This window comes from Duganella aceris, from assembly GCF_011090165.1.
GTDB lineage: Bacteria > Pseudomonadota > Gammaproteobacteria > Burkholderiales > Burkholderiaceae_D > Rugamonas > Rugamonas aceris.
This window is the reverse complement of the sequence record NZ_JAADJT010000008.1, coordinates 1-25,009: the sequence shown is the minus strand read 5'-3', so window position 1 is coordinate 25,009 and position 25,009 is coordinate 1. Positions and strand designations below refer to the sequence as shown.

At 64.5% G+C, this 25,009-nt stretch carries 20 protein-coding genes, 1 pseudogene and 1 riboswitch; of the genes and pseudogenes, 7 read left to right on the top strand and 14 right to left on the bottom strand.

The features are described 5' to 3' along the window. The first annotated feature begins 431 nt into the window (after nt 1-431). Entirely contained in the window at nt 432-3,602 is a 3,171-nt protein-coding gene (locus GW587_RS31765; RefSeq protein WP_308495388.1) for a S8 family serine peptidase, read from the top strand. A 54-nt stretch (nt 3,603-3,656) separates the two neighbouring features. Here the strand turns inward: GW587_RS31765 and GW587_RS17685 are convergent, their stop codons facing one another. The 3 genes from GW587_RS17685 to polA form a co-directional block, all read right to left on the bottom strand. Further along, the gene (locus tag GW587_RS17685; protein WP_166106186.1) at nt 3,657-4,358 is read right to left on the bottom strand and encodes a ZIP family metal transporter; all 702 of its coding nucleotides are present in this window, start codon (nt 4,356-4,358) and stop codon (nt 3,657-3,659) included. A gap of 169 nt (nt 4,359-4,527) precedes the next feature. Next, nucleotides 4,528-5,412: a dienelactone hydrolase family protein gene (locus tag GW587_RS17680; RefSeq protein ID WP_166105660.1), complete on the bottom strand. Its 885-nt coding sequence runs from the start codon at nt 5,410-5,412 to the stop codon at nt 4,528-4,530. A 35-nt stretch (nt 5,413-5,447) separates the two neighbouring features. Then, nucleotides 5,448-8,216 carry a DNA polymerase I gene (polA, locus tag GW587_RS17675; protein WP_166105659.1) on the bottom strand — a complete coding sequence of 923 codons (2,769 nt, stop codon included), beginning with the start codon at nt 8,214-8,216 and terminating at the stop codon, nt 5,448-5,450. Between the two features lie 225 nt (nt 8,217-8,441). On the opposite strand from polA, the gene GW587_RS17670 reads away from it, so the two are divergent. From GW587_RS17670 to GW587_RS17660, 3 genes are all read left to right on the top strand, one after another. Beyond that, nucleotides 8,442-8,852 (top strand): hypothetical protein, encoded by a 411-nt coding sequence (locus GW587_RS17670; RefSeq protein ID WP_166105657.1) that lies wholly within the window; start codon nt 8,442-8,444, stop codon nt 8,850-8,852. 86 nt (nt 8,853-8,938) lie between these two features. Next, nucleotides 8,939-9,895 carry a homoserine kinase gene (locus GW587_RS17665; RefSeq protein WP_166105656.1) on the top strand — a complete coding sequence of 319 codons (957 nt, stop codon included), beginning with the start codon at nt 8,939-8,941 and terminating at the stop codon, nt 9,893-9,895. Continuing rightward, complete coding sequence (locus GW587_RS17660; protein ID WP_166105654.1) at nt 9,895-10,674, top strand: BPSS1780 family membrane protein; 780 nt, start codon at nt 9,895-9,897, stop codon at nt 10,672-10,674. The genes GW587_RS17665 and GW587_RS17660 overlap by 1 nt, the downstream gene beginning before the upstream one ends. Before the next feature lie 3 nt (nt 10,675-10,677). On the opposite strand, the gene GW587_RS17655 is transcribed toward GW587_RS17660, so the two are convergent. The 11 genes from GW587_RS17655 to thiC form a co-directional block, all read right to left on the bottom strand. Then, on the bottom strand, nt 10,678-12,981 hold the full coding sequence (locus tag GW587_RS17655; protein ID WP_166105652.1) for a UvrD-helicase domain-containing protein: 2,304 nt from the start codon (nt 12,979-12,981) through the stop codon (nt 10,678-10,680). Between the two features lie 116 nt (nt 12,982-13,097). After that, on the bottom strand, nt 13,098-15,392 hold the full coding sequence (locus GW587_RS17650; RefSeq protein ID WP_166105650.1) for a M56 family metallopeptidase: 2,295 nt from the start codon (nt 15,390-15,392) through the stop codon (nt 13,098-13,100). A 140-nt stretch (nt 15,393-15,532) separates the two neighbouring features. Next, a complete protein-coding gene (locus GW587_RS17645) occupies nt 15,533-15,715 on the bottom strand; it encodes a hypothetical protein (RefSeq protein WP_166105648.1) in 183 nt (60 codons plus the stop codon). Between the two features lie 129 nt (nt 15,716-15,844). Then, nucleotides 15,845-16,951, bottom strand: a complete 1,107-nt coding sequence (locus GW587_RS17640) for an S-(hydroxymethyl)glutathione dehydrogenase/class III alcohol dehydrogenase (protein ID WP_166105646.1) — start codon at nt 16,949-16,951, stop codon at nt 15,845-15,847. A gap of 110 nt (nt 16,952-17,061) precedes the next feature. Then, nucleotides 17,062-17,514: a response regulator gene (locus GW587_RS17635; protein ID WP_166105644.1), complete on the bottom strand. Its 453-nt coding sequence runs from the start codon at nt 17,512-17,514 to the stop codon at nt 17,062-17,064. A gap of 204 nt (nt 17,515-17,718) precedes the next feature. Beyond that, nucleotides 17,719-18,348 (bottom strand): ANTAR domain-containing response regulator, encoded by a 630-nt coding sequence (locus tag GW587_RS17630; RefSeq protein ID WP_166105643.1) that lies wholly within the window; start codon nt 18,346-18,348, stop codon nt 17,719-17,721. Nucleotides 18,349-18,419: 71 nt separating this feature from the next. Further along, nucleotides 18,420-19,040 (bottom strand): thiamine phosphate synthase, encoded by a 621-nt coding sequence (gene thiE / locus GW587_RS17625; RefSeq protein ID WP_166105641.1) that lies wholly within the window; start codon nt 19,038-19,040, stop codon nt 18,420-18,422. Nucleotides 19,041-19,061: 21 nt separating this feature from the next. Then, nucleotides 19,062-19,892: a bifunctional hydroxymethylpyrimidine kinase/phosphomethylpyrimidine kinase gene (gene thiD, locus GW587_RS17620; RefSeq protein ID WP_166105639.1), complete on the bottom strand. Its 831-nt coding sequence runs from the start codon at nt 19,890-19,892 to the stop codon at nt 19,062-19,064. Continuing rightward, on the bottom strand, nt 19,889-20,674 hold the full coding sequence (locus tag GW587_RS17615; RefSeq protein ID WP_166105637.1) for a thiazole synthase: 786 nt from the start codon (nt 20,672-20,674) through the stop codon (nt 19,889-19,891). The genes thiD and GW587_RS17615 overlap by 4 nt, the downstream gene beginning before the upstream one ends. 17 nt (nt 20,675-20,691) lie before the next feature. Beyond that, nucleotides 20,692-20,895, bottom strand: coding sequence for a sulfur carrier protein ThiS (thiS, locus tag GW587_RS17610; RefSeq protein WP_166105635.1), 204 nt, complete (start codon nt 20,893-20,895; stop codon nt 20,692-20,694). Between the two features lie 7 nt (nt 20,896-20,902). Next, on the bottom strand, nt 20,903-22,819 hold the full coding sequence (thiC, locus tag GW587_RS17605) for a phosphomethylpyrimidine synthase ThiC (RefSeq protein WP_166105634.1): 1,917 nt from the start codon (nt 22,817-22,819) through the stop codon (nt 20,903-20,905). A 72-nt stretch (nt 22,820-22,891) separates the two neighbouring features. Beyond that, a riboswitch (TPP riboswitch) is annotated at nt 22,892-22,997 on the bottom strand. Nucleotides 22,998-23,241: 244 nt separating this feature from the next. Here thiC and GW587_RS17600 point away from each other — a divergent pair. The 3 genes and pseudogenes from GW587_RS17600 (at nt 23,242) to GW587_RS17590 (ending at nt 24,851) form a co-directional block, all read left to right on the top strand. After that, the gene (locus GW587_RS17600; RefSeq protein WP_166105632.1) at nt 23,242-23,745 is read left to right on the top strand and encodes an SF0329 family protein; all 504 of its coding nucleotides are present in this window, start codon (nt 23,242-23,244) and stop codon (nt 23,743-23,745) included. Nucleotides 23,746-23,834: 89 nt separating this feature from the next. Continuing rightward, a pseudogene (locus GW587_RS31860) lies at nt 23,835-24,086 on the top strand (YdcF family protein); the annotation flags it as partial. Nucleotides 24,087-24,122: 36 nt separating this feature from the next. Continuing rightward, nucleotides 24,123-24,851, top strand: a complete 729-nt coding sequence (locus tag GW587_RS17590; RefSeq protein WP_166105628.1) for a serine aminopeptidase domain-containing protein — start codon at nt 24,123-24,125, stop codon at nt 24,849-24,851. The last annotated feature ends 158 nt before the right edge of the window (nt 24,852-25,009 follow it).

Genomic DNA, 25,009 nt, shown 5'->3' with positions numbered 1-25,009 from the left:
TGACGTTGCCGAAGGTGGCGGTGCTGTAGGCGTCGGCGTATGCCGGGCTGGCAAATGCTGCCAGACAAGCGACTGCCAACGCGTTGAGTGCGGCGAGTTTCATCGTTCCTCCCTTGAGTTAACAAGTAACCAAGTATGCACAGCACGATTAAGTTCGTCTAGACAATTGCTTATTTATTATTTTTCCAATGGTAAAAAATTCAAGTCAAGTTGAATTAACGTTTCCATACAATTCCTCCTATGAGAACCGGAAAATTTCGTATGTTTTTATTATTCATTTATTGAGAAAAAGAAAAATTTATTCGTTGTATTTTCTCAACGATGTTACAAATTTAATTGAATTTATTTCCATATTTCGTAATTAAATTGCTATAGTTTTTGGCGCTACTTTCGAGCAACAAGCATCACCAACCACTAATGGGAGCGCTTTTATGGCAAAGAACAGAGTACCGAAACTCCGCTGTCACACCTTGCTGCTGATGGCGGCGATACCGCTGTTTTCCGCCCTGAATCCGGTCCATGCCGACGACCTTCGCCGGCCCTACATCGTGCAATTGGCCGACAAGCCGGTCGCCGCCTACACCGGCAACCTCAGCGGCCTGCGCGCCACCAAGGCCGGCGCCGGCCAGCGTCTCGACCTGACCAGCGGCGCCGCGCTGCAGTACCGCAACTACCTGGGTGCGCAACAGAACCAGGCCAAGGCGCTGCTGTCGGCCACCGCCGTCACCCGCCAGTACCAGGTGGTGTTCAACGGCTTCGCCGCGCGCCTGACCGACGCCGAAGTGCGCGCCCTCAAGGCCAGCGGCAAAGCCGTCAGCATCACGCCCGACGAACGCCAGCACGTGGTGACCAACTACACCCCGACCTTCCTCGGCTTGGACCAGCCGGGCGGCCTGTGGGAGCAGCTCGGCGGCAAGGCGCACGCGGGCGACGACATCATCGTCGGCGTCATCGACACCGGCATCTGGCCGGAAAACCTGTCGTACGCCGACCGCGTCGACGGCGCCGGCGTGCCGACCTTCGACCCCGCCGGCACGCTGGCCTACGGTCCGCCGCCGGCGCGCTGGAAAGGCGTGTGCCAAACCGGCGAAGGCTTCACCGCCGCCGACTGCAACAACAAGCTGATCGGCGCGCGCTACTTCGACGACGGCTTCCGCGCCGGCGGCAGCACCATCCACTGGAGCGAATTCCGTTCGCCGCGCGATTCGCTCGGCGCCCCGTCCGGCGATGGCGGCCACGGCACCCACACCTCGTCCACCGCCGCCGGCAACAGCGGCGTGCCGGCGCGCGCCGGCAACGGCAACCTGCTCGGCAGCCGCAGCGGCATGGCGCCGCGCGCCCGCGTCGCCATGTACAAGATCTGCTGGAGCTACAACGAGGGCTTCCCCAGCACCACCGGCGTCGCCAACACCTGCTACAACAGCGACAGCCTGGCGGCGATCGAGGCGGCGGTGGCGGACGGCGTCGACGTGCTGAACTACTCGATCAGCGGCGGCGGCAGCCCGCTCGATCCGGTCGAGCAGGCGTTCCGCCATGCGGTCGAGGCCGGCGTATTCGTGGCCGCCGCCGCCGGCAATTCCGGTCCGGCCAACGCCGTGGCCCACATCAGCCCGTGGCTGACCACGGTGGCGGCGTCGACCCACGACAAGACCCACAGCGCCACCGTCACGCTGGGCAACGGCCAGCACTACAGCGGCGCCTCGCTGAATCCGGCGCTGCTGCCGGCGGCGGCGGTGATCCGTGGCGAGGACGCGGTCGCGCCCGGCGCCGACGCCAGCCAGGCGGCGTATTGCTACCGGCTGGAGGACGTGATCGCGGTGCATCCGATCGCCCAGCTCGACCCGGCCAAGGTGGCCGGCAAGATCGTCGCCTGCAAGCGCGGCAGCACCGCCCGCACCGACAAGGCCAACGCGGTCAAGGCGGCCGGCGGCATCGGCATGATCATGCTGGACGACGGCAACGGTCCGGTGGTCGACATCTACAACCTGCCGACCGTCCACGTCAACCAGGCCGACGGCGAGGCGATCGACGCCTACGCCGCCGCGCCCGGCGCCACCGCCGCGCTGTCGGCCAGCGCGCTGACGCCGATGACCGGTCCGGTGCTGGCCGACTTCTCGTCGCGCGGTCCGAACAACTTCGACATGGGCGTGCTGAAGCCCGACCTGGCCGCGCCCGGCGTCGACATCCTGGCCGGCGTCGCGCCGAGCCTGAGCGCCGCGCAGCACCAGGCGGTCATCGCCGGCACCGGGCCGAGCTACAGCACGTCGTCGTATATGTCGGGCACGTCGATGGCGACACCGCATGTGGCCGGCCTGGCCGCGCTGCTGAAACAGCGGCATCCGCTCTGGACGCCGGCCGCCGTCAAGTCGGCGCTGATGACCAGCACCACTTCGGTGCTGCCGACCGCGCTGGCCGGCGACGAGGACGGCACGCTGCCATGGGGCCAGGGCGCCGGCCATGTGGCGCCGAACCTCGCCGCCGATCCGGGCCTGGTGTACGACATCGCCGCGTCCGACTATCAGCAATACCTGTGCGGCATCACCGGCGAAACCAGCGATTGCGCCGGCGGCGCGCTGAAGGGTTATGCGCTGAACCTGGCGTCGATCTCGCTGCCGGGCGTGGTCGGCAACCAGACCATCCGCCGCAGCGTCACCAACGTCGGCGAACGCACGGCTATCTATAACGCCAGCGCCGGCATCGACGGCTTCGCCGTCACGGTCGCGCCGTCGACGCTGAACCTGGCGCCGGGCGAAACCCAGAGCTACACCGTGACGCTGTCGCGCACCGACGCGGTGGACGGCGTATGGAAATTCGGCGAGCTGGTGTGGAACGACGGCGAGCACAAGGTGCGCAGCCCGCTGCAGGCGCGCTACAACAGCGGCGCCGAGGCACCGGCGCTGGTGTCGGCCACCACCGTCAGCGGCAGCCGCCAGCTGGACGTGTTCACCGGCTTCGACGGCGCCATGGGCGCGGTCAAGGCCGGCATGCGCGAGTACACGCGGCTGGCGCAGACCGTGACCCAGGCCGCGCCGGGCTCGCTCGACACGCTGGAGGGCGTGGTCAACGCCTGCGTCGCGCGCGGCGCCGGGGTCAAGGCGGTCACGCTGGGGATTCCGAACCAGACCATGATCGCGCGTTTCGAACTGTCCAACCGCGACACGGCGGGCGGCGAGGACGACGACCTGGATCTGGCGCTGCTGGACCAGCGCAACAACCTGATCGCCTACAGCGGCCACGGCGGCGCCAACGAAAGCGTGACCTTGACCACGCCGCCGATGGGCGTGGTGAAAGTCTGCGTGCTGGGCTACCAGTTGAAGAACGGCGCGTCGACCAGCTACACGATGTCGTACGCCACCGCGATACCGAACGATACCAAGGGTAATCTGAAGGTGGCGTTGCCGGGCGTGGTCAAGCAAGGCGGTTCGAGCAGCGTGGGCGTCAGCTGGAGCGGCCTGGAGCAAGGCAAGCGCTACCTGGGCGGCCTGCAGTTGCTGAATCCGGCCGGCCGCGCGGTGTCGCTGACCGAAATCGGCATCGATACCCGCGACGTCACGCCGCCAGCCGCGACCGCCGCGCGCAAGCGCCTCAGCGCCGCGCAATAACTGCAACCGGCCGCGACAAGAGCCGCGCTCCTTCGGGAACGCGGCTTTTTTTTATCAGTGGCCGTGCGTGAGGAACAGGACGATGACGACGCCGGCGGCGATCAGCAGCACCTGGGGGATGGTTTCGCGCATCGTGGCGCGGCGCTGCATTTGCGGCATCAGGTCGCTGACGGCGATGTAGATGAAGCCCGACGAGGCGAACACCAGCACATACGGGATCAGGCTGCTGGCGCGGTCCAGCGTGTAGTAACCCAGCAAACCGCCGGCGATCGCCAACAGGCTGCACAGCAAATTGTAGATGTAGGCCCGCGTGCGCGAGAAGCCGGCGTTCAGCAGCACGATGAAGTCGCCGATCTCCTGCGGAATCTCGTGCGCGATGATGGCCAGGCCGGTCACCAGGCCCAGCTCCGGGTTGGCCAGGAAGGCGGCCGCGATCAGGATGCCGTCGGTGAAGTTGTGCATGCCGTCGCCGACCAGGATCATCCAGCCGGCCTTGCCCGCCTCGTGCTTGTCGTGGCCGTGATGGTGGTGGTGGCCGTCGCCCTCGTGGTGATGCGAATGGCGCAAGATGGCCAGTTTTTCAAGCAGGAAGAAGGCCAGCAAGCCGGCCAGCAAGGTGGCGAACAGGCTGCGCGCGCTGGCCTGCGATTCGAACGCTTCCGGCAGGGCGTGCAGCAACGACGTCGACAGCATGATGCCGACCGACAGGCTGACCATGCGCTCCACCACCTTCGACAGCAGCGTAAACGAGAACACGGCGGCAGCGGTGATGCTGACGACGCCGGCAAGCGTGGTCGCCAATAAAATGGAGATGAGTATGGGATCGATGTTATAGCCTCTTGTACCTGGAGCCGTGCCGCGCGCAGGCCGGGGGCGCTATTTTACCGCCCAGCCCGCATTTCTGCTTATTTATGGCTATTTCAGGTCAAAAGACGCCGTTTTGCTTGAACCAGGCCTGCAAACGGCCCCAGCCGTCCTTGGCGTCCGCTTCGACGTAGCTCGGGCGGTAGTCGGCGTGGAAGGCGTGGCCGGAGTTCGGGTAAATCACGAAGGTGGACTTGTTCGGTCCCTTGGCCAGGGCCGCCTTCATGATCTCGATCGATTCCTGGCTGATGCCGGTATCCTTCAAGCCGTACAGGCCGAGTACCGGCACCGTCAGAGTGCCAGCGATATCGATCGGATGCCTGGGGAAGTTGGCGTTCGATTCCCCCATCAGGCGGCCGTACCAAGCCACGCCGGCCTTGATGGCCGGGTTGTGCGCGGCGTACAGCCAGGTGATGCGGCCGCCCCAGCAGAAGCCGGTGATGGCGATCTTGTCGCCGTCGCCGCCGTTGGCCTTGGCCCAGGCGACCACCGCGTCGAGGTCGGTCATCACTTGCGCGTCCGGGGTCTTGGCGATGATGTCCTTTTGCAGGTCGGCGATCGAGGAGACCTTTTGCGGATCGCCCTGGCGCACGAACAGGTCCGGCGCCAGCGCCAGATAGCCCAGCTTGGCGAAGCGGCGCGCGACGTCGGCGATGTGTTCGTGGACGCCGAAGATTTCCGAGATCACCAGCACCACCGGCAGGTTCTTCCCGCCTTCCGGCTGGGCGCGATACACCGGCACGGTCTGGCCGTTGACGCTGATGGTGATGGTGCCGGCGGTCAGGCCGGCGCTGTCGGTCTTGACCACGCCCTGCGCCACCACCGGCATCGCGGCGGCGGCGAAGCCGGTGCCCAAGGCGACCTTGAGGAAGTCGCGGCGGTCGACGCCGTCCGACAGCGAGGTTTTCGTCAGCAAGCTTTCAGCATCCCGTTTCAAATCATCCATGCAACCTCCTTAGTTAGGTGTGCGGAAGCACATTCTCAATGTGCTTCCTCCCAATTTTTACCCACGCCGACTTCCGCCGTCAGCGGTACTTTCAATTGCGCCACGCCGGCCATCAGCTCCGGCAGTTTTTGCTTGACCAGTTCCAGCTCCGCGTCCGGCACTTCCAGCACCAGTTCATCGTGCACCTGCATGATCATGCGCGTGCCGAGCTTGGCTTCTTCGAGCCAGCCCTGCACCGCCACCATCGCCAGCTTGATCAGGTCGGCCGCCGTGCCCTGCATCGGCGCGTTGATCGCGGCGCGTTCGGCGCCCTGGCGGCGCGGGCCGTTCGGCGAATTGATCTCCGGCAGCCACAGGCGGCGGCCGAACACCGTCTCCACATAGCCGCGCGCCTTGGCCTGCAGGCGCGTGTCGTCCATATACTGCTTGACGCCCGAGAAGCGCGCGAAATAGCGCTCGATATAGCTTTGCGCCGCGCCGCGCTCGATGCCCAGGTTGGCGGCCAGCCCGAACGCGCTCATGCCGTAGATCAGGCCGAAGTTGATCACCTTGGCGTAGCGGCGCTGCTCGCTCTCGACGCTCTCCGGCGCGACGCCGAAGATCTCGGCGGCGGTGGCGCGGTGAATGTCGACGCCTTCGGCGAAGGCGCGCAGCATGTTCTCGTCCTCCGAGATGTGCGCCATGATGCGCAGCTCGATCTGCGAATAGTCGGCCGAGACGATGTGGCTGCCCGGCGGCGCGATGAAGGCTTCGCGGATGCGGCGGCCTTCCTTGGTGCGGATCGGGATGTTCTGCAGGTTCGGATCGTTGGACGCCAGACGCCCGGTCACCGCCACCGCCTGCGCGTAGTTGGTGTGGACGCGGCCGGTGTCCTTGTTGATGCCCTTCGGCAGCTTGTCGGTGTAAGTCGACTTCAGCTTGGACAGGCTGCGGTATTCCAGCAGCACCTTCGGCAGCGGATAATCCTCGGCCAGCTTTTGCAGCACTTCCTCGTCGGTGGACGGCGCGCCGCTCGGGGTCTTCTTCACCACCGGCAGCTTCAGCTTCTCGAAGAAGATCTCGCCGATCTGCTTCGGCGAGCCGAGGTTGAACGGTTGCTCGGCCAGCTCGTGCGCCTTGGCCTCCAGTTCGATGATGCGCGCGCCCAGCTCGGCCGACTGGATCTCCAGCAGATTGGCGTCGATGTGCACGCCGTTGCGTTCGATCTTTTGCAGCACCACGGCGGTCGGCAGCTCGATGTTACGGTAGATGAAGTTCAGCCTGGCGTCGTCTTCGACCGAGGCTATCATCGCCTGGTGCAGGCGCAGCGTGATGTCGGCGTCCTCCGCCGCGTACTCGGTGGCGCGGCCGATCTCGACCTTGTCGAAAGTGATCATGCTGGCGCCCTTGCCGCACACGTCGACGAACGGGATGGTGGTGTGGTTCAGGTGGCGCAGCGCCAGGCTGTCCATGTCGTGCGGACGGTGCGACTCGAACACATACGATTCCAGCAGCGTGTCGTGGTGGATGCCCTGCAGGCTGACGCCGTGGTTGGCGAAGATGTGGCTGTCGTACTTCAGGTTCTGTCCGACCTTGAGCTTGGCGGCATCCTCCAGCCACGGCTTCAGCTTCGCCAGCACGTATTCGCGCTCCAGCTGCTGCGGCGCGCCCTGGTAGGAGTGCGCCACCGGGATGTAACAGGCCACGCCCGGCTCGACCGACAGCGAAATGCCGACCATCTGCGCGTTCATCGGCTCCAGCGAAGTGGTTTCGGTGTCGACGGCGGTCAACGGCGCGGCGCTGATCAGCGCGATCCACTTGTCCAGCTGTTCGTCGGTGAGCACGGTTTCGTAGTTGGTGCTGACCTTGGCCGGCTCGCCGAACAGGTCGCCGTTGGCGGAGACCGCGCCGCCGGCGGCAGGCTCGGCGGCAGGCGCCTTGAAACCGACCGGCGCCTGCGGCGTGGTCGCGCCCAGCTCGCGCAGCAGCGTCTTGAAGCCGTACTTGGCGAAGAAGGCCTGCAAGGTCTCCTTGTCCTCGGCGCGCGCCACCAGCGATTCGCCGATCGACGCCATGTGTTCGGTCAGGTCGCAATCGAGCTTCACGGTGATCAGCTCGCGGCCCTTCGGCAGCCATTCCAGCGCATCGCGCAGGTTCTGGCCGACCGCGCCGGTGATCTTGTCGGCGTTGGCCATCACGCCGTCCAGCGTATCGTACTGGGTCAGCCACTTCAGCGCCGTCTTCGGGCCGCACTTGGACACGCCCGGCACATTGTCGACGGTATCGCCGATCAGAGTCAGGTAATCGATGATGCGGTTCGGCGGCACGCCGAACTTGGCCAGCACGCCGGCCTCGTCCATCTTCTCGTTGGTCATGGTGTTGATCAGCATGACCTGCGGGTTGACCAGCTGCGCCAGATCCTTGTCGCCGGTCGACACCACCACGTTCATGCCGGCCTGCGCCGCCGACAGCGACAGCGTGCCGATCACATCGTCGGCCTCGACGCCGTCGACCATCAGGATCGGCCAGCCCATGGCCTTGACCGCCTCATGGATGGGCTCGATCTGCAGGCGCAGGTCGTCCGGCATCGAGGCGCGGGTGGCCTTGTATTCGGGATACATGTCGTCGCGGAAGGTCTTGCCCTTGGCGTCGAACACGCAGGCGATGTAGGCGGCCGGGTAATCCATGCGCAAGCGGCGCAGCATGTTGACCATGCCGTGCATGGCGCCGGTCGGATGGCCGTCCGGGCTGCGCAGGTCGGGCAGCGCGTGGAAGGCGCGGTAAAGGTAGCTGGAGCCGTCTACTAACAACAGGGTATTTTGCATAGGAACGAAATAATGGTGAGGACAAAACAGTGACCGCTTTGCCACGAATGCCGCATTATCGCAGGTTTTGACCCCGCGTCCGCCTGGCCGGGGAGCATTTTCAAAATGACAATTCCCACACTCTCCCTAAGGAAACAGCCCATTAAACACAGCGATGGGTGTCTGTTTGTTACAATGGATCATACATAAAAATTTCACGGCTACTTACCTCTTAGGTGATCCATCATGACGCGTCTTTCCCCCCTCTGGCCCGCCCTCCTGCTGACGCTGGTGTCGCATACCGCGTTCGCGCAGTCGACCCCGAGCCAGGCGCCGCCGAAACTGGAGCGGATCGAGGAAGTCGCCGACGATCCGATCACCGTCACGGCCAAGCCGGCGCCGGAAAGCAAAATCACCGAAAAGCGCGACAACAGCGGCAATGTGACCGAAGCGACCGTCAAAAGCGGTCCCAGCACCTACACCCTGAAGCCGAACCGGCCGCCGGGCACCTCGCTGCCGGGCGATATGACCAGCGGTAACAACCGCGGTCCGCAATGGACGGTGATGGAATTCGACCTCGGCAAGAAGAAAAAGAAGACCGTGGACGAGGACAGCGCGCCGGACACCAATACGCCGCCACCGCCGACCGCGAAGTAACCCAAACGCGCCTGCTCCGGCAGGCACCTGCGGCGCGCGCCTGACTGAAGGCGGCGCCGGCCCACCGAACCCATTCAAGCTTGCACATGGCAGTCTTTACCCCGGTCACCCTGGACGATGTCACCCAGTGGATCAAGCAATTCCCCCTCGGATCAGCGCTGGAGCTCAAAGGCATCAGTTCCGGCATCGAGAACAGCAACTTCTTCCTGACGACCGAACGCGGCGAGTTCGTGCTGACGATCTTCGAGAACCTGTCCTTCGAGCAGCTGCCGTTTTACCTCAACCTGATGCGCCACCTCGCCGATCGCGGCGTGGCGGTGCCGGCGCCGGTCGCCAACGACCAGGGCGAGCTGATCGTCGCCCTGCACGGCAAGCCGGCGTCCATCGTCACCAAGCTGGAAGGCAGTTCGCAAATGTCGCCGCGGCCGGCGCACTGCGCCGAAGTGGGCGCGATGCTGGCGCGCATGCACCTGGCCGGCGTCGACTACGAACTGGAGCAGCCGAACCTGCGCGGCCTGGCGTGGTGGAACCAGACCACGCCGCTGGTGCTGCCCTTCCTGTCCGACGACAAGGCGCATTTGCTGCGGGCCGAGATGCACTTCCAGGAAACCTTCGCCGGTTGCGACACCTACCAGCAGCTGCAAAGCGGCCCGGTGCACGCCGACCTGTTCCGCAACAACGTGATGTTCGACGGCGAGCGCCTGACCGGCTTCTTCGACTTCTACTTCGCCGGCTGCGACACCTGGCTGTTCGACGTCGCCGTCACCGTCAACGACTGGTGCATCGACGTCGACACCGGCGTGCTGGACGAGGCCCGTGTGCGCGCGCTGCTGGACGCCTACCACGCGGTGCGGCCGTTCACCGCCGCCGAGCAGACCGCCTGGCAACCGATGCTGCGCGCCGGCGCGCTGCGCTTCTGGCTGTCGCGGCTGTACGACTTCTACCTGCCGCGCGAGGCCGAAATGCTGACGCCGCACGATCCCACCCACTTTGAGCGCATCCTGCGCGAACGCATCGCCAAGCCGGCGCCGGAGCTGTTCTGATGGCCAATATTCCCGCACGCGTCGGCTGGCACTGGGTCAAGCAAGGGCTGGAGGTGTTCCGCAAGCAGCCGGGCGCGCTGATGGCGCTGTTCTTCAGCTGCATGTTCCTGTCGCTGTTTTCCCTGTTCATCCCGCTGGTCGGCGGCATGGCGCCGCTGCTGATGGCGCCGATGTTCAGCGTCGCGCTGCTGCAGGCCTGCGCCGACATCGACCAGGGCAAGCGCGCCATGCCGGGGCTGGTGTTCATCGGCTTCCGCAAGCCGGTGCGCAAGCCGTTGCTGCTGCTGGGCGTGCTGTACCTGCTGGTGATGATGGTGTCGGTCGCTGTGCTGAGCATGCTGGACGGCGGCGTGCTGGTGCAGATGGCCACACGCCAGATCCCGATGGACCAGGGCATGCTGGAGAACTCGCGCAGCGCGCTGTTCGTCTCGTCGGCGGTGTACATGGTGGGGTGGATGCTGACCTGCCTGGCCGCACCGCTGATCTACTGGCAGAAGATGACGCTGGCCAAGGCGCTGTTCTTTAGCGTGGTCACGGTGACGCGCGACCTGAAGGCCTTCCTGACCACGGCGGTGCTGCTGTTCCTGATGTTCCAGGTGTTGACCGCAATCCCGGTGCTGCTGTTCGACTCGCCGCAGATCGAAGTGACGGCCATCTTCACCATCTTCCTGATGATGATCGTGCTGATGCACTGCACGCTGTACGCCAGCTACCGCCAGATCTTCGGACCGCCGCAGGCGGAGCAGCCGGCGGCGGTGGATCTGAGCAAACCCGAATAAGCGTTAGCGGCCCAGCCGCTCCAGCTTGGCGATGCTCAGGTCGAGCACCTTCATGCCGGCGCTGCCGAAGTTGATCTGGGCGCGGGCGTTGCTGCCGCTGCCCTCGATATTGACGATCACGCCCTCGCCGAACTTGCCGTGCTCGACCGACTCGCCGATGCGCCAGCCGGCGCCGGCCGGCGACTTTTGCGCGATCTTCTGCGCGATGGCGTTGTCCGAGCCGACCAGCGGCGCCGCGTCCCAGGCCGACTTCTTGTTGCCGGACCAGTGCGACTGCACCTTCGGCGACAGCCACTTCAGCGACTCCTCCGGCAACTCATCGAAGAAGCGCGACTTCATGTTGTAGCGGGTCTGGCCGTGCAGCATGCGGGTCTGCGCGAAGCACATGTACAGGCGCTGGCGCGCGCGGGTGATCGCCACGTACATCAGGCGGCGCTCCTCTTCGACGCCGTCATGCTCGCGCGAGCTCGACTCGTGCGGGAACAAGCCCTCCTCCAGCCCGGTGATGAAGACATTGTTGAACTCCAGCCCCTTGGCCGAGTGCACCGTCATCATCTGCACCGCCTGCTGGCCGACGGTGGCCTGGTTGTCGCCCGCCTCCAGCGACGCGTGCGACAGGAAGGCCGACAGCGGCGACATCACGGTGGCCAGCGGCGCGTCGGCGTCGATGATCTCGAAGCCATCCTCGTTGACGATCGGCACGCCGGACTGGGCCTGCGACTGCGGTCCCAGATGCGCCGGCGCGCCATGGCCGAAGCCCTCCTCCGAGACGAACTGGGTGGCCGCGCTGACCATCTGCTCCAAGTTCTCGATGCGGTCGGCGCCTTCTTTTTCGGTTTGATAATGCGTCAGCAGGCCGCTGGATTCCAGCACCACGCGCACCAGTTCCGGCAAGGCCATCTGCTGGGTCTCGAAACGCGCACCCTCGATCAGCTTGACGAAGCCGCCCAGCGACGAGCCGGCTTTGCCGGCCACATACGGCACCGCCGCGTACAGCGAGATGCGGTGCTGGTCGGCGGCCGCCTGCAAGGCCTCGATCGAACGCAGGCCGATGCCACGGGTCGGGAAATTGACCACGCGCAGGAAGGCCGAATCGTTGTGCGGATTGTCCATCAACTGGAGATAGGCGATCGCATGCTTGACCTCGGCGCGCTGGAAGTAGCGCAGGCCGCCGTAGACGTGGTACGGAATGCCGGCCGAGAACAGCGCATGCTCGATCACGCGGGATTGCGCGTTGGAACGGTACAGCACCGCGATCTCGCTGCGGGCGGCGCCGTCGGCGATCAGGTTCTTGGTTTCCTCGATGATCCACTGCGCCTCGGCCAGGTCGGAGCTGGCCTCGAAGATGCGGACCGGCTCGCCGTGGCCGGCGTCGGTGCGCAGGTTCTTGCCCAGGCGCTTGCTGTTGTTGGCGATCAGCACGTTGGCGGCGTCGAGGATGTGGCCGTGCGAGCGGTAGTTCTGCTCCAGCTTGATCAGATTCTTGACGTTGAACTCGCGCTCGAAGGCGCTCATGTTGCCGACGTTGGCGCCACGGAAGGCGTAGATGCTCTGGTCATCGTCGCCGACCGCGAACAGCACGCCGCCGCCGCGTTCGCCGTGGCCGGCCAGCAGCTTCAGCCACTTGTATTGCAGATCGTTGGTGTCCTGGAACTCGTCGACCAGGATGTGCTGGAAGCGTTGCTGGTAGTGTTCGCGCAGCGGCTGGTTACGGCTCAACAATTCATAGGTGCGCAGCAGCAGCTCGGCGAAATCGACCACGCCTTCGCGCTGGCACTGATCGTCGTACATCTGGTACAGCTCGCACTTCTTGCGCTCATCAGCGTTGTAGGGCTCGATCTTGTTGGCGCGCAGGCCCTGGTCCTTGGCGCCGTTGATGAAGTACATCACCTCTTTCGGCGGAAACTTCTCATCATCGACATTGTTCGCCTTCAGCAAGCGCTTAATCGCCGACAACTGATCCTGCGAATCGAGGATCTGGAAGGTTTGCGGCAGGGCCGCGTCGCGATGGTGGGTGCGCAGCAAGCGATTGCACAGGCCGTGGAAGGTACCGATCCACATGCCGCGCGTATTAATCGGCAACATCGCCGACAAACGCGTCAGCATTTCCTTGGCGGCTTTATTGGTGAAGGTCACCGCCAGGATGCCGGACGGCGACACCTGGCCGGTCTGGATCAGCCAAGCGATGCGGGTGGTCAGAACGCGGGTTTTGCCGGAGCCGGCGCCGGCGAGAATCAGGGCGCTCTGGGCCGGCAGGGTCACGGCAGCGAGTTGTTCGTCGTTGAGATTATGAAGAAGATTTTGCATCCCGTGATTATACGCACTCCGGGGTCAGAGCTAAAAACTGGACACGGGCTCAACCGTAGCGGCCGCTACGGTTGAGCCCGTGTCCAGTTTTTAGCTCTGACCCCGGAGTTTAGGACTTAGGCGGGGGCCGGGGCCGGGGTGGCTTTGCCGTTTTTGACCGAGTCGCGGATCAGCTCTTTGAGGGCGCGCTCGGCTTCGCGGCTGGCGCGGCCCTGCTCGCGGCCCAGCTCTTGCATCCGCTTGCTGAGCTCGGCCATCGGCTTGCTGGCTTCGGACATCCTGGCGCTCAGCTCGCGCAGCGGGCCTTGCGCCGCCGCCAGTTGCGCGTGCTGCGCCGACATCTCGCGGCTGTATTGCGCCATCTGCTGCTTCAGCGGCTCCATGTCGGCCATCAGCTTTTCTTGCTTTTCGCGGAATTTGGCGATGCGCTCTTGACTACCGTCACGCTCCATCTCGCGCACCGCTTGCTCGATGCGGCGGCCGATCGATTCCTGCTGGCGCCCCACTTCCTCCATCTTGCGCTGCACGCGCTCGATTTCGCGGTTCTGGCCGATGTCGGTGACGCGGGTTTTGGCTTCCATCTCGGCGCCGATCGCTTCCATCACTTTGCCGTGCACGTCCATTTTCTTGCCCTGCTCGTCCATCGCCGCGCTGATGCGGTTCGATTCGGCCCACGCTTCGTTGGCCTTGGCCAGCACCGCCGGGTCGCGGATGACGTAGGACTTTTCGCCTTCGCGGAACCAGATGAAGTCGCTCTTCAGCGTGCGGCGCATGTCTTCGATCACCGGCAGGTCTTTGTGGTTGACGGAGACGATCATGCGGTCGCTGTCGTGCGGCACCAGCGCGTAGGTCAGGCCGGCATCGCGCTGATTCACGCTCAAGCGTTCGAAACGCATGGTGCGGCTGGCGGGAATGGCCGGCGTGGCGCTGACCGTCGAGATCACGCGCACCGTCGGCGCGGGGGATATCGCTGGCATGGCAGGGGCGGCGGCAATCGCGGGAGCGGCCGGGGTGGACGGGACGGCGGGGAGCGCAGGCACCGCCGGGGCGGCCGGGGCTGCGGGGGCCGCCGGTGCGGCTTCGGCGGCCACTGGGGCGGCTGGCGCGGCCGGGGCGATGGCTGCGGATGCGGCGGCCGGAGCGGCCGGAGCAGCCGGTGCGACTGGTGCAACGGGTGCCGGTGCGGCGGGCGGTTCGGGCATGGCGCGCATTTCGGCCGCTTCGGGTGCGGCCGGTGGCGCCGGCGGTTCGGCGACTTCCATCATGGCCGGCGCTTCGGGCGGCTCGGGCACGGCCGGCGGTGGCGGCGCGGCGTGGGCGTAGAACACGGCGCCGGCGGCGAACAGGCCGAGCAGCGGCATCGCCATCTTCCAGCTCACCGGTTCGACATCGGGACGCAGCAGGCGTTTGATTCGTGACATGAGATTTCCTCCATGAGCCGCGTGGGCTAGTTGTGTGGTGGCGAACTGGAAACGATCCAGTTCCGACAGGGCTTGCGCCAGCCTTTGCGGCTGGCCCAGCTTGGCGACTGCGAGGTCGTCGGCGATTTGTTCCCGCTCGATCCGTATCCTGCGCGACAAGGCCCAAACACTAGGGTGATAGAACAGCACGATCTCGATCGCGCTTTGTATGAGATTGACCAGATAGTCGTTCCGCTTGATGTGCGCCAGCTCGTGCGCCAGCAGCGCTTCCAGCAGCTCCGGCGGCATGCCGGTCACCAGCGCGGTCGGCACCAGCACGATCGGGCGCCAGCAGCCGGCGGTGATCGGGCTGTCCAGCTTGTCTGCCACGCCGAGCCGCACGTGGGTCTCGATGTCGAAACGGCGCGCCAGTTCGGACAAACGGCGCTGCCAGTAATGATTGACCGTGTATTCGTCGGGACGGGTGCGCTCGGCCACCCACTTCAGGCCGATCGCCAGCCGCAGCGACATCAGCGCGGCGCCGGCCAGCCACAGGCCGACCACCCACGGCAATTGGCGGCGCAGCACGCTTTCGGCGGCGGCCAGCGTGTCGTCGTCGAACATGACGGGGATGATCGCGGCCGCGCCTTGCCACAGCGAGGCGGCGATGCCTTGCCCGGCGGCGGAAGCGCCGACGGCGGCGTTGGCGTTGGCGGCATTGCTGGCGGCGTTGGCGGCGTTGGCGGCGCTGCCGGCAACTCCGGCGGCGTTGGCGGCGCTCGCGGCGGCGCCGCCGCCGGTGTCGGCCAGCGACATCAGGATCGCGCTCAGCGGCAGCGCGGCGCACAGCAGCATGGCGGCGCAGCAGACGGCGTAGCGCGTCTGCGGACGGGCGCCGCGCAGCAGGTACATCGCCAGCGTCACGCCCCAGCCGATCAGCAGACCTTGCCAGACGAAGTGCAACAGCGCCCAGCCGATGGCGGGCACCAGGGCGGATAGCAGGCTACTCATGAGCGCCCGCCCGCCGTGTGTTGTTGTTGATGCGTGGTGGTTTCATGCCGCACTCCCAGTCGATGGATGTAGAATAAATTATCTAGATTGCGTTGTCTAGAACTTTTTTTCTACATCCATGCGGCGGCGGCGATCATGGTTTAACGCGGGCGCTTGGCGCTGATGGTCACGACCGGCATCTTGACACCGTCGACCACCGCCATCTTGACCGAGCCGGCATCGATGGCCGGAGTGGCGCGCACCGCGGCGCTGGCGTAGCTGGTGGCGCACAGGATGACGGCGCTGGCGATGAAGATGACTTCCATGTTTTTCAGTACGTTCATGATGTTTCTCCTTCAGTGGTGGGCCTTGTTTCGATGACTCCACTGTAGACAAACACCCCGCGCAACGCGCGCGGATTGCGACGAACTGCAGCTTTGGCGCACCAAAGCGCAGGTCGTCGCGACGGACCGTTAGTAAAGGACCACGGAGCGGATCGACTCGCCGCTCTTCATCAGATCGAAGCCCTGGTTGATGTCTTCCAGCTTCAGGCGATGGGTGATCAGGTCGTCGATGTTGAGCTTGCCCTCCATGTACCAGTCGACGATCTTCGGCACGTCGGTGCGGCCGCGCGCGCCGCCGAAGGCCGAACCCTTCCACTCGCGCCCGGTCACCAGCTGGAACGGACGGGTGGAGATTTCCTGCCCGGCCGCCGCCACGCCGATGATGATCGACTTGCCCCACCCTTTGTGGCAGCACTCCAGCGCCTGGCGCATCAGTGTGGTGTTGCCGACACACTCGAACGAGTAATCGGCGCCGCCGTCGGTCAGCTGGATGATGGTGTCGACCACGTTTTCCACTTCGTTCGGGTTGATGAAGTGGGTCATGCCGAACTTGCGCGCCATTTCCTGGCGCGCCGGGTTGATGTCGACGCCGATGATCTTGTCGGCGCCGACCATCTTGGCCGCCTGAATCACGTTCAGGCCGATACCGCCCAGGCCGAACACGACCACGTTGGCGCCCGCCTCCACCTTGGCGGTGAACAGCACCGCGCCGACGCCGGTGGTGACGCCGCAACCGATGTAGCAAACCTTGTCGAACGGCGCATCCTCGCGGATCTTGGCCAGCGCGATCTCCGGCACGACGATATAGTTCGAAAAGGTCGACGTGCCCATGTAGTGGAAGATCGGCTTGCCGTCGATGGAGAAGCGGCTGGTGGCGTCCGGCATCAGGCCGCGTCCCTGGGTCGAGCGGATCGACTGGCACAGGTTGGTCTTTTGCGACAGGCAGAATTTGCACTGCCGGCATTCCGGCGTGTACAGCGGAATGACGTGGTCGTCCTTCTTCAGCGTCTTGACGCCGGGACCGACGTCGACCACGACGCCCGCGCCTTCATGGCCGAGAATGGCCGGGAAGATGCCTTCCGGATCGGCGCCGGACAGCGTGTAGTAATCGGTGTGGCAAATGCCGGTGGCCTTGATCTCGACCAGCACTTCGCCTTCGCGCGGACCGCCCAGCTCGACTTCTTCGATCGTCAGCGGCTTGCCCGCCTGCCATGCTACGGCTGCTTTGGTTTTCATTGTTCGTCCTGTGGCTGCGTTATTCGGGGAATCCGGAACGGCGGGCCGTTCCGGTGATCCGCCATGATAGCAAGCCGGGGACGATCTGTGGGCGTGTCGGCCCTGCGCGGTTACTGCGGTTCCAGCGGCATGGTCGGGCCGATGCCCAGCAGCTCGGACACGGTGCGCCACAGCTGGCGCGGCGAAGTCCACGGCTTCGGCAGGAAAGCGCTGCCGGCGTTGTGCTGGTCCGGATGACGCGCCGAATACACCAGCAAGCGGGCCTCGGACTGCTGGGTGCGCAGCTGCGGCAGCAGCTCGGCGCCGTCGCCATCGGGCAGGTCGGGGTCCATCACCACCAGCGCGAACTGCTCTTTTTCCAGCAGTTCCAGCGCGGCGGCCATGGTCGGCACGTGGGTCACCTGGGTTTCCGGCACCAGCAGCGCGGCCAGCACCAGCGCCGCGTCGTGGTCGCTATCGATGTGCAACACGCGCGGCGCGGCCGCGAAGATGGAAAATCCGATGGCGCCGCCTTCTTGGTCGCTGAAGGGACGATAGGTGCTAGTGGTGAAATCATTGGTCATGGGAGCTCTCCGCACAAAATACAAGCTCGGCGGAGTTGGGCCGAAGGAATCGGGGGTGGCGCAGGGGAAAGGCAGCCGGGAGGCGGCAGGTGCAGGTTGGAGGCCCCGCCGCTTTATCGGGCCGGCGGATATTGTGTATCCGCCGCCGACAGAGAGAAGTGTATAACAAAAATGCCGGAGAACAAGAAAAATTGCCGACGGCGTTTACTTTTTGAGACGCTGGCTGAACGCGGTGTGCAAACTGTTCAGGGTTTCCTCGGCGGCCAGCAGCTGATCGGCCACTTCGTTGACCTTGCGCCGGTTGGAACGGGCGTGGTCGCGCAGCACCTCGAAGGCGGTGTTGCGGTCGGTTTGGAACTTGCACATCAATAGGCCGACGGCCAGGCTGGTCTCGCGGCCGGCGGCCAGCGCGGCGTTCAGATTCAGTTCGGTGCGGCGCAGCTGGCGGATTTCGTCGGCGCGCGCCAGACCGGCGGCGAACGCCGGCATCAGGTGCTTTTCGTCGACCGGTTTGACCAGGAAGCCGACCGCGCCATAGGAGGCGGCTTGCTTGCCGGCGTCGGCGTCGCCGCGGCCGGACAGGAACATGAACGGCACCGAGCTGGTGGCGTGCAGTTGCTTGGCCAGTTCCAGGCCGGTCATGCCCGGCATGTGGATGTCCAGCAGGGCCAGGTCGGGCTCGCGCTGCGCGATCAGTTGCAGCGCTTGTTCCGCCGATGCGGCTTTGAGCACGTCGTAACCGGCGTGGCCGAGGACTTCACCGAGGAAGTCGAGCAGCAGTTGATCGTCGTCGACGATAAGGATCAGACGCTTCGGGCTGGAAGTTAAGGGCATGGGGGCGGCAACCTTTGGCTATTACTAACGCCCCAATTATAAAGCGGAAAACCCTCCGCACTTCAAGCGTTTTATTGCTTTGCAAAAAGAGCCTGAAAACGCCGCACCGCGGCCGCCACACTTTCAGCCTGATAGACACTGCTGATCGCGGCCACCATGTCCACGCCCCGCGCCACCAGCGGGGCGGCGTTGTCCGGGGTCATGCCGCCGATCGCCACGCTCGGGACGCGGATCGCGGCGCGGGCGTGGTCGAGGAGTTCCAACTTGGTAGTCACTGCGTATTTTTTCACCCGCGACGGGTAGAAGCCGCCGAAGGCGACGTAGCTGGCGCCGGCGGCCTGGGCGTCCAGCGCCAGTTGCAGGTCGCCGTAGCAGGAGGCGCCGACGATCTTGTCCGGGCCGAGGCGGGCGCGCACTTCGGCGACGTCGGTGCCGGTGCCGCCGACGTGGACGCCGTCGGCGTCGAGCTGCGCGCACAGGTCGAGGTGGTCGTTGACGATGAAGGGGACGCGGTAGCGCCGGCACAAGGCCAGCAGCGCGCCGGCTTGTTCCTCGCGCAGCGCCGGCGCGGCTTCCTTGTGGCGGTATTGCAGCATGGCGATGCCGGGACCGGCGGCCAGCGCCTGTTCGCTCAGGTCGAGCAGGCGGGCGGTGTCGTCCCAGTTGGGGGTGACCAGGTAGAGTCCTTGCATGGTGTGCTCCTTTTCTAACGGTTAGCGCAGCGGGATGCGTTGTCCCGGCGCGACGGTGTAGGCGTCGCGCAAGGCGGCGTAGACGTAGTGCTGCGCCTGCTCAAGCGCGGCGGCGGTCGGCAGGCCCAGGGCCAGTTGGCCGGCGATGGCGGACGCCAACGTGCAGCCGCTGCCGTGGAAGGCACCGTCCAGCCGCATCCAGCGCCAGACGCGCTGGCCGGACGCCGCCGGGTCGGCAAAGGCGGGGCCGGCGCCGGGGCCGAACCAGCGGTTGACCACCTCGTTGCCGTCGCCATGGCCGCCGGTGATCAGCACATGGCGGCAGCCGCGCGCGCGCAGGATTTGCGCCTGGGCGTCGGACGGCGCGGCGTGCGGCCGAGCGCCGGCGAGTGCCAGCGCTTCGGGGCCGTTGGGCGTCAGCACGGTCGTCAGCGGTAGCAGCGGCGACAGGGCTTGCGCCGCGTCGTCGCGCGACAGCAGGTCGCCGTGGCCGCTGGCCAGCACCGGGTCCAGCACCACCGGCAGCTCCGGCTGGCGCCGGCGCAAACCGGCGATCACCTGTGCGATCATCTGCGCGTTGGCGGCGCTGCCGGTGATGCCGATCTTGACCGCGCCGATGTGCATCTTGTCGATCAGCGCCTGCGCCTGCCGCAGCAGCAGCTCGGGATCGACCGGCCACACGCCGTAGACGCGATCGTTGTCCTGCGCCGTCAACGCGGTGGCGACGGTGAGCGCATGCGCGCCCTGCGCCGCCACCGCCTGCGCATCGGCGACGATGCCGGCGCCGCCCGACGGATCCAGCCCGGCGAACACCAGCACGCAGGGACGCGAGCTTGTGGCCGGCGCCGTCATGCCAACCGGCCCGCCATCGGCGACGATGGCGAGGCGGCGAACTTGCGGGCGATGCGGCCGGCCAGGTATGCCTCCCTGCCGGCTTGCACGCCCAGCTTCATGGCGCGCGCCATGCGCACCGGATCGCGCGCGCCGGCGATGGCGGTGTTCATCAGCACGCCGTCGCAGCCCAGCTCCATCGCGATGGCCGCATCCGACGCGGTGCCGACGCCGGCATCCACCAGCACCGGCACCCTGGCCTGCTCGATGATCAGCGACAGGTTCCACGGATTGAGGATGCCCATGCCGGAGCCGATCAGCGACGCCAGCGGCATCACCGCGACGCAACCGATGTCCTCCAAAATCTTGGCCTGGATCGGATCGTCGCTGCAATACACCATGACGTCGAAGCCATCCTTGACCAGCGCCTCGGCCGCGACCAGCGTTTCCGGCATGTGCGGGAACAGCGTCCTCTCGTCGCCCAGCACCTCCAGCTTGACCAGCTTATGGCCGTTCAACAGCTCGCGCGCCATCTGCAAGGTGTAGACCGCGTCCTTGGCGGTGTAGCAGCCGGCCGTGTTGGGCAGGATGGTGTACTGCGACGGCGGCAGGAAGTCCAGCAGGCTTGGCGCCTTCGGATCCTGGCCGATGTTGACGCGGCGGATCGCCACCGTGATGATCTCCGCCTCGGCGGCATCGGTGGCCTCGCGCGTTTGCGGCAAGTCCTTGTACTTGCCGCTGCCGACCAGCAGCCGCGATGTGTAGCTCTTGCCCGCGATGGTGAGTAAATCCGTATTGCTCATAATGTCTCCTGATATGTTTAACCGCCGCCGATGGCGCGCACGATGTCGACCTTGTCCTGCGGCTGCAGCACGCGCTGCGGCCACTGCTGGCGCGGCACCACCGAGCGGTTGACCGCCAGCGCCAGCGCCTGCCCCGTCAACGCCAGCGCGTCCACCAGCTGATCCAGCGTTTGCTGCGGCGGCACCTGGTGCGGCGCGCCGTTCAATTCGATGCTGATCATGCCGGCCTCACAGCTTGCGATACAGCTCGGCGCCGTTCTTGATGAACTCCACCGCCTTGACCTGCATGCCCTGCTGCAGCGCCGCGCCGTCCGACATGCCGTTGGCCGCCGCGTACTCGCGCACCTCCTGCGTGATCTTCATCGAGCAGAAATGCGGGCCGCACATCGAACAGAAATGCGCCACCTTGGCCGAGTCCTTGGGCAGGGTCTCGTCGTGGAACTCGCGCGCCTTATCGGGATCGAGGCCGATGTTGAACTGGTCGTCCCAGCGGAACTCGAAGCGCGCCTTGGACAGTGCGTTGTCGCGGATCTGCGCGCCGGGATGGCCCTTGGCCAGGTCGGCCGCGTGGGCGGCGATCTTGTACGTGATGATGCCGTCCTTGACGTCGTTCTTGTCCGGCAGGCCGAGGTGCTCCTTCGGCGTCACGTAGCACAGCATCGCGGTGCCGTACCAGCCGATCTGCGCCGCGCCGATGCCGGAGGTGATGTGGTCGTAGCCGGGGGCGATGTCGGTGGTCAAAGGGCCCAGCGTGTAGAACGGCGCTTCGTGGCATTGTTCCAGTTGCAGGTCCATGTTCTCTTTGATGAGCTGCATCGGCACGTGGCCGGGGCCTTCGATCATCACCTGCACGTCGTGCTTCCAGGCGATCTGGGTCAGTTCGCCGAGGGTCTTCAGTTCGCCCAGCTGCGCCTCGTCGTTGGCGTCGTAGATCGAGCCGGGGCGCAGGCCGTCGCCCAGCGAGAACGAGACGTCGTAGGCCTTCATGATCTGGCAGATCTCTTCGAAGTGCGTGTACAGGAACGATTCCTTGTGATGCGCCAGGCACCACTTGGCCATGATCGAGCCGCCGCGCGAGACGATGCCGGTCAGCCGCTTGGCCGTCAGCGGCACGTAGCGCAGCAGCACGCCGGCGTGGATGGTGAAGTAGTCGACGCCCTGCTCCGCCTGTTCGATCAGCGTGTCGCGGTAGATTTCCCAGGTCAGGTCCTCGGCCTTGCCGTTGACCTTTTCCAGCGCCTGGTAGATCGGCACGGTGCCGATAGGTACGGGGCTGTTGCGGATGATCCATTCGCGGGTTTCGTGGATATGCTTGCCGGTCGACAGGTCCATGACGTTGTCGCCGCCCCAGCGGATGGCCCAGGTCATCTTCTCGACCTCTTCGCCGATCGACGAGGTGACGGCGGAGTTGCCGATGTTGGCGTTGATCTTGACCAGGAAGTTGCGGCCGATGATCATCGGTTCGATTTCCGGGTGGTTGATGTTGGCCGGGATGATGGCGCGGCCACGGGCGATTTCCTCGCGCACAAATTCGGCCGTGATGGTGGCGGGGATGCTGGCGCCGAACGATTGGCCTGGATGTTGGCGGCCCATCAGCTCGGCCAGGCGCTGGCCCATCGGGCCGGAGGTCTTCAGGTTTTCCAGGTATTCCTGGCGGCGCAGGTTTTCGCGGATCGCGACGAATTCCATTTCCGGCGTGATGATGCCCTGGCGGGCGTAGTGCATCTGGGTGACGTTCTTGCCGGCGCGGGCGCGGCGTGGCTTGCGGTGCAGGTTGAAACGCAGCTCGGCCAGGGCTGGATCGGCCAGGCGTTGCTTGCCGTAGTCGGAGGTCGGGCCGTCGAGTTCCTCGGTGTCGTCGCGCTCCAGGATCCACGGCAGGCGCGGCGTTGCGGCCAGGCCGGAGCGGATGTCGATCTCGGCGTCCGGGTCGGTGTATGGGCCGGAGGTGTCGTAGACGTAGATCGGCGGATTGGCTTCGAAGCCGAACGACGCCGGCGTGTCGGACTGCGTGATTTCGCGCATCGGCACGCGGATATCGGGGCGGCTGCCTTCGACGTAGACCTTGCGGGAATTGGGTAGTGGCTTGATCGCTGCCTCGTCCACGGTGGCGGTGGCGGACAGGAATTTCGGGTTGGCGTTCATTTTGGCTCCTTGGGTGGCTACAGGAGCCAGCAAAGGAGGTTGGACGGCACCGCGCCCGGAATGGATGGGCGGCGGCGTTATCCTAAGCTTCCCTTCGCTGGCATTATCCAGATCAGGTTCGGAGGGTATTTCTCACCCGCGCATCGCGTTGCGACTTGCAGGACCCCTAGCGTTTGCCGCCTTGCGGCAGCCCGTCGATTATAACCGTGCCTTAAATTTTTACCAGCAGATTCTGCTGTCGCTGAAAAACTCTGCGCGACCAAGCGAGTCTAAGCGCGTTGTCTGTCTCAACTTCCACTATCATTGGTAGCGCTGTCGTTACAAAGAGTGAGTCTTCCTCTTTGACGAGATGTTATCCTGAATAACGCTGCCAGAGTTCGGCCATAAGCCGTCGCTTGTACTAAGAGAATTTTGAGAAATGTATGCAATGGTCAAAGCTTAAAAAGCATGTCAAGGATCGTATCGCCGAAAGCCTTGCTAGTCGCATCGAAATAAATCAGACGCGATATCGTCATTCGCATGATCAGGAAGGCGAGTTCTGGATCACCTTCGGCAAGGAGCGCATTTTTAGCGCAGGATCGCTGACTTACCTGTCCACACTAGGACAAGTAGTAAGCGACAATCGTGCAACTGGTGCACCGTTAGCCGAAGCATACAAACAAGCTTGGCCGGTCTTGGAAAATAAGGGCGTCATGCTGCTGGAAGAAATCAACAAGGACCTGTTTTGCAGCTTAAGTCAAACCATTGAGGAAATGCTAGAACATCGAAATCCTGTGATTCGTGGCTTGGCAGTTGTTGATGCTCGATATGGTAAGCGCCGCTTGGAATTGTTCAATCCCGTTGGGGAACATTCCCTTGTCCAGAGTCTATATCGATTCCGGTGCGAAGCAGAGGGCGTGAAGCCTTCGGTTCGCTCTTTGGTTTAGACGCCAACAGACCAGTAGCTGCCGTTCGCTGTAAGAACGAGAGACATTAAAGTAAGGCATGGCGTAAAAGGTTCTGCGAGGCGACATATAAGCTCTGGCAGGAAGGTATGTTCCGGCACCTGCTAGTGTCTGGTGGTCAAACGGCGAACCTTTCTCGATCTGAGGCAGACGTCATAGCAGAGGAATTAGTGAGGCTGGGCATACCTGACGACATTCTCATATTGGAATCTGAAGCGACCAACACAGGCGAAAACGTACGGTTTGGCCGGGCCAAAGTGGCTGAGGTGATAGGTCTCGATGAGATACGCACTATAGCCACCATTATCCAGTCTCAACAGTAATATAATTAACAGGTTTTCAATCACCAGACCGATACCATGCGCCGCCTGCTCGCCCTGTCGTCACTGCTCCTGGCTATGCCTATGGCGATTGCAGCAGTCCCGGTCGATATTCACCTTCCAGCCAATGACAGGACCTGCACCAGCGCCGCGCCCTGCCCAGTCGCGGTCCTCAGTCCTGGGTATGGACTCAAGGGCGCCGACTATTCTTTCATCACTACCCGACTGACCGCAATGGGTTACATGGTCGTCGCGTTGGAGCAATCCGGTGGCGGCAAGATGATGGATCCGGATGCCGATCGCGTGACGCAACTGCACGCGCTGGCCCGATTGGGGGCCCAGTCTCTCGCGACCGCGCTCGATGCAACCTCGGTGAGATATCCGCAATTTAATTGGCGGCAGTTGCTGCTTGTCGGTCACTCGCTCGGGGGCGATAGCTCGGCCTTGTTCGCTACCGAGAACACCGAACGCGTTTTCGGTTTGATCACACTGGATAACCGGCGGCTCGCGCTTCCCCGTTCGTCCAAGACCCACGTCCTCACGATCCGCGCCAGCGATACCACGGCGGACTCGGGCGTTTTGCCAACCGAGGAAGAGCGGAGCCGATATGGCAGCTGCGTGGTTCACATTGAAGGCTCGCGCCACAACGATATGCAAGATGAAGGCAGCGAACAACTGAAGAGCCGGATTACATCCGCCATTGACACTTTCCTCGCTCCGGCATCTGCTCCAAAGTACGCCTGCGACCGAGATTCCAATCTGGGCTAACGACGTCTCAAGAGCGAAATAATGAAGCTACGGGATGAGATAGCCCCCTGATTCACCGTACACGGCCTATGCGCTATTCTTACGGATAGGAATAGGACTGTGCATATGACTAGGAACAAGCAAACAATCGAGGTTGTAACGGTAAGCGAAGAGCGCCG

What these genes read in the sequence shown, in the direction of transcription:
- GW587_RS17590 (WP_166105628.1), top strand. Translation starts at nt 24,123, where the DNA reads ATGCGCCGCCTGCTCGCCCTGTCGTCACTGCTCCTGGCTATGCCTATG.
- GW587_RS17630 (WP_166105643.1), bottom strand. Translation starts at nt 18,348, where the DNA reads ATGCCCTTAACTTCCAGCCCGAAGCGTCTGATCCTTATCGTCGACGAC.
- thiS (WP_166105635.1), bottom strand. Translation starts at nt 20,895, where the DNA reads ATGATCAGCATCGAATTGAACGGCGCGCCGCACCAGGTGCCGCCGCAG.
- GW587_RS17650 (WP_166105650.1), bottom strand. Translation starts at nt 15,392, where the DNA reads ATGAGTAGCCTGCTATCCGCCCTGGTGCCCGCCATCGGCTGGGCGCTG.
- GW587_RS17645 (WP_166105648.1), bottom strand. Translation starts at nt 15,715, where the DNA reads ATGAACGTACTGAAAAACATGGAAGTCATCTTCATCGCCAGCGCCGTC.
- GW587_RS17680 (WP_166105660.1), bottom strand. Translation starts at nt 5,412, where the DNA reads ATGGATGATTTGAAACGGGATGCTGAAAGCTTGCTGACGAAAACCTCG.
- thiD (WP_166105639.1), bottom strand. Translation starts at nt 19,892, where the DNA reads ATGACGGCGCCGGCCACAAGCTCGCGTCCCTGCGTGCTGGTGTTCGCC.
- GW587_RS17635 (WP_166105644.1), bottom strand. Translation starts at nt 17,514, where the DNA reads ATGACCAATGATTTCACCACTAGCACCTATCGTCCCTTCAGCGACCAA.
- GW587_RS17670 (WP_166105657.1), top strand. Translation starts at nt 8,442, where the DNA reads ATGACGCGTCTTTCCCCCCTCTGGCCCGCCCTCCTGCTGACGCTGGTG.
- thiC (WP_166105634.1), bottom strand. Translation starts at nt 22,819, where the DNA reads ATGAACGCCAACCCGAAATTCCTGTCCGCCACCGCCACCGTGGACGAG.
- GW587_RS31765 (WP_308495388.1), top strand. Translation starts at nt 432, where the DNA reads ATGGCAAAGAACAGAGTACCGAAACTCCGCTGTCACACCTTGCTGCTG.
- thiE (WP_166105641.1), bottom strand. Translation starts at nt 19,040, where the DNA reads ATGCAAGGACTCTACCTGGTCACCCCCAACTGGGACGACACCGCCCGC.
- polA (WP_166105659.1), bottom strand. Translation starts at nt 8,216, where the DNA reads ATGCAAAATACCCTGTTGTTAGTAGACGGCTCCAGCTACCTTTACCGC.
- GW587_RS17660 (WP_166105654.1), top strand. Translation starts at nt 9,895, where the DNA reads ATGGCCAATATTCCCGCACGCGTCGGCTGGCACTGGGTCAAGCAAGGG.
- GW587_RS17640 (WP_166105646.1), bottom strand. Translation starts at nt 16,951, where the DNA reads ATGAAAACCAAAGCAGCCGTAGCATGGCAGGCGGGCAAGCCGCTGACG.
- GW587_RS17615 (WP_166105637.1), bottom strand. Translation starts at nt 20,674, where the DNA reads ATGAGCAATACGGATTTACTCACCATCGCGGGCAAGAGCTACACATCG.
- GW587_RS17665 (WP_166105656.1), top strand. Translation starts at nt 8,939, where the DNA reads ATGGCAGTCTTTACCCCGGTCACCCTGGACGATGTCACCCAGTGGATC.
- GW587_RS17655 (WP_166105652.1), bottom strand. Translation starts at nt 12,981, where the DNA reads ATGCAAAATCTTCTTCATAATCTCAACGACGAACAACTCGCTGCCGTG.
- GW587_RS17600 (WP_166105632.1), top strand. Translation starts at nt 23,242, where the DNA reads ATGCAATGGTCAAAGCTTAAAAAGCATGTCAAGGATCGTATCGCCGAA.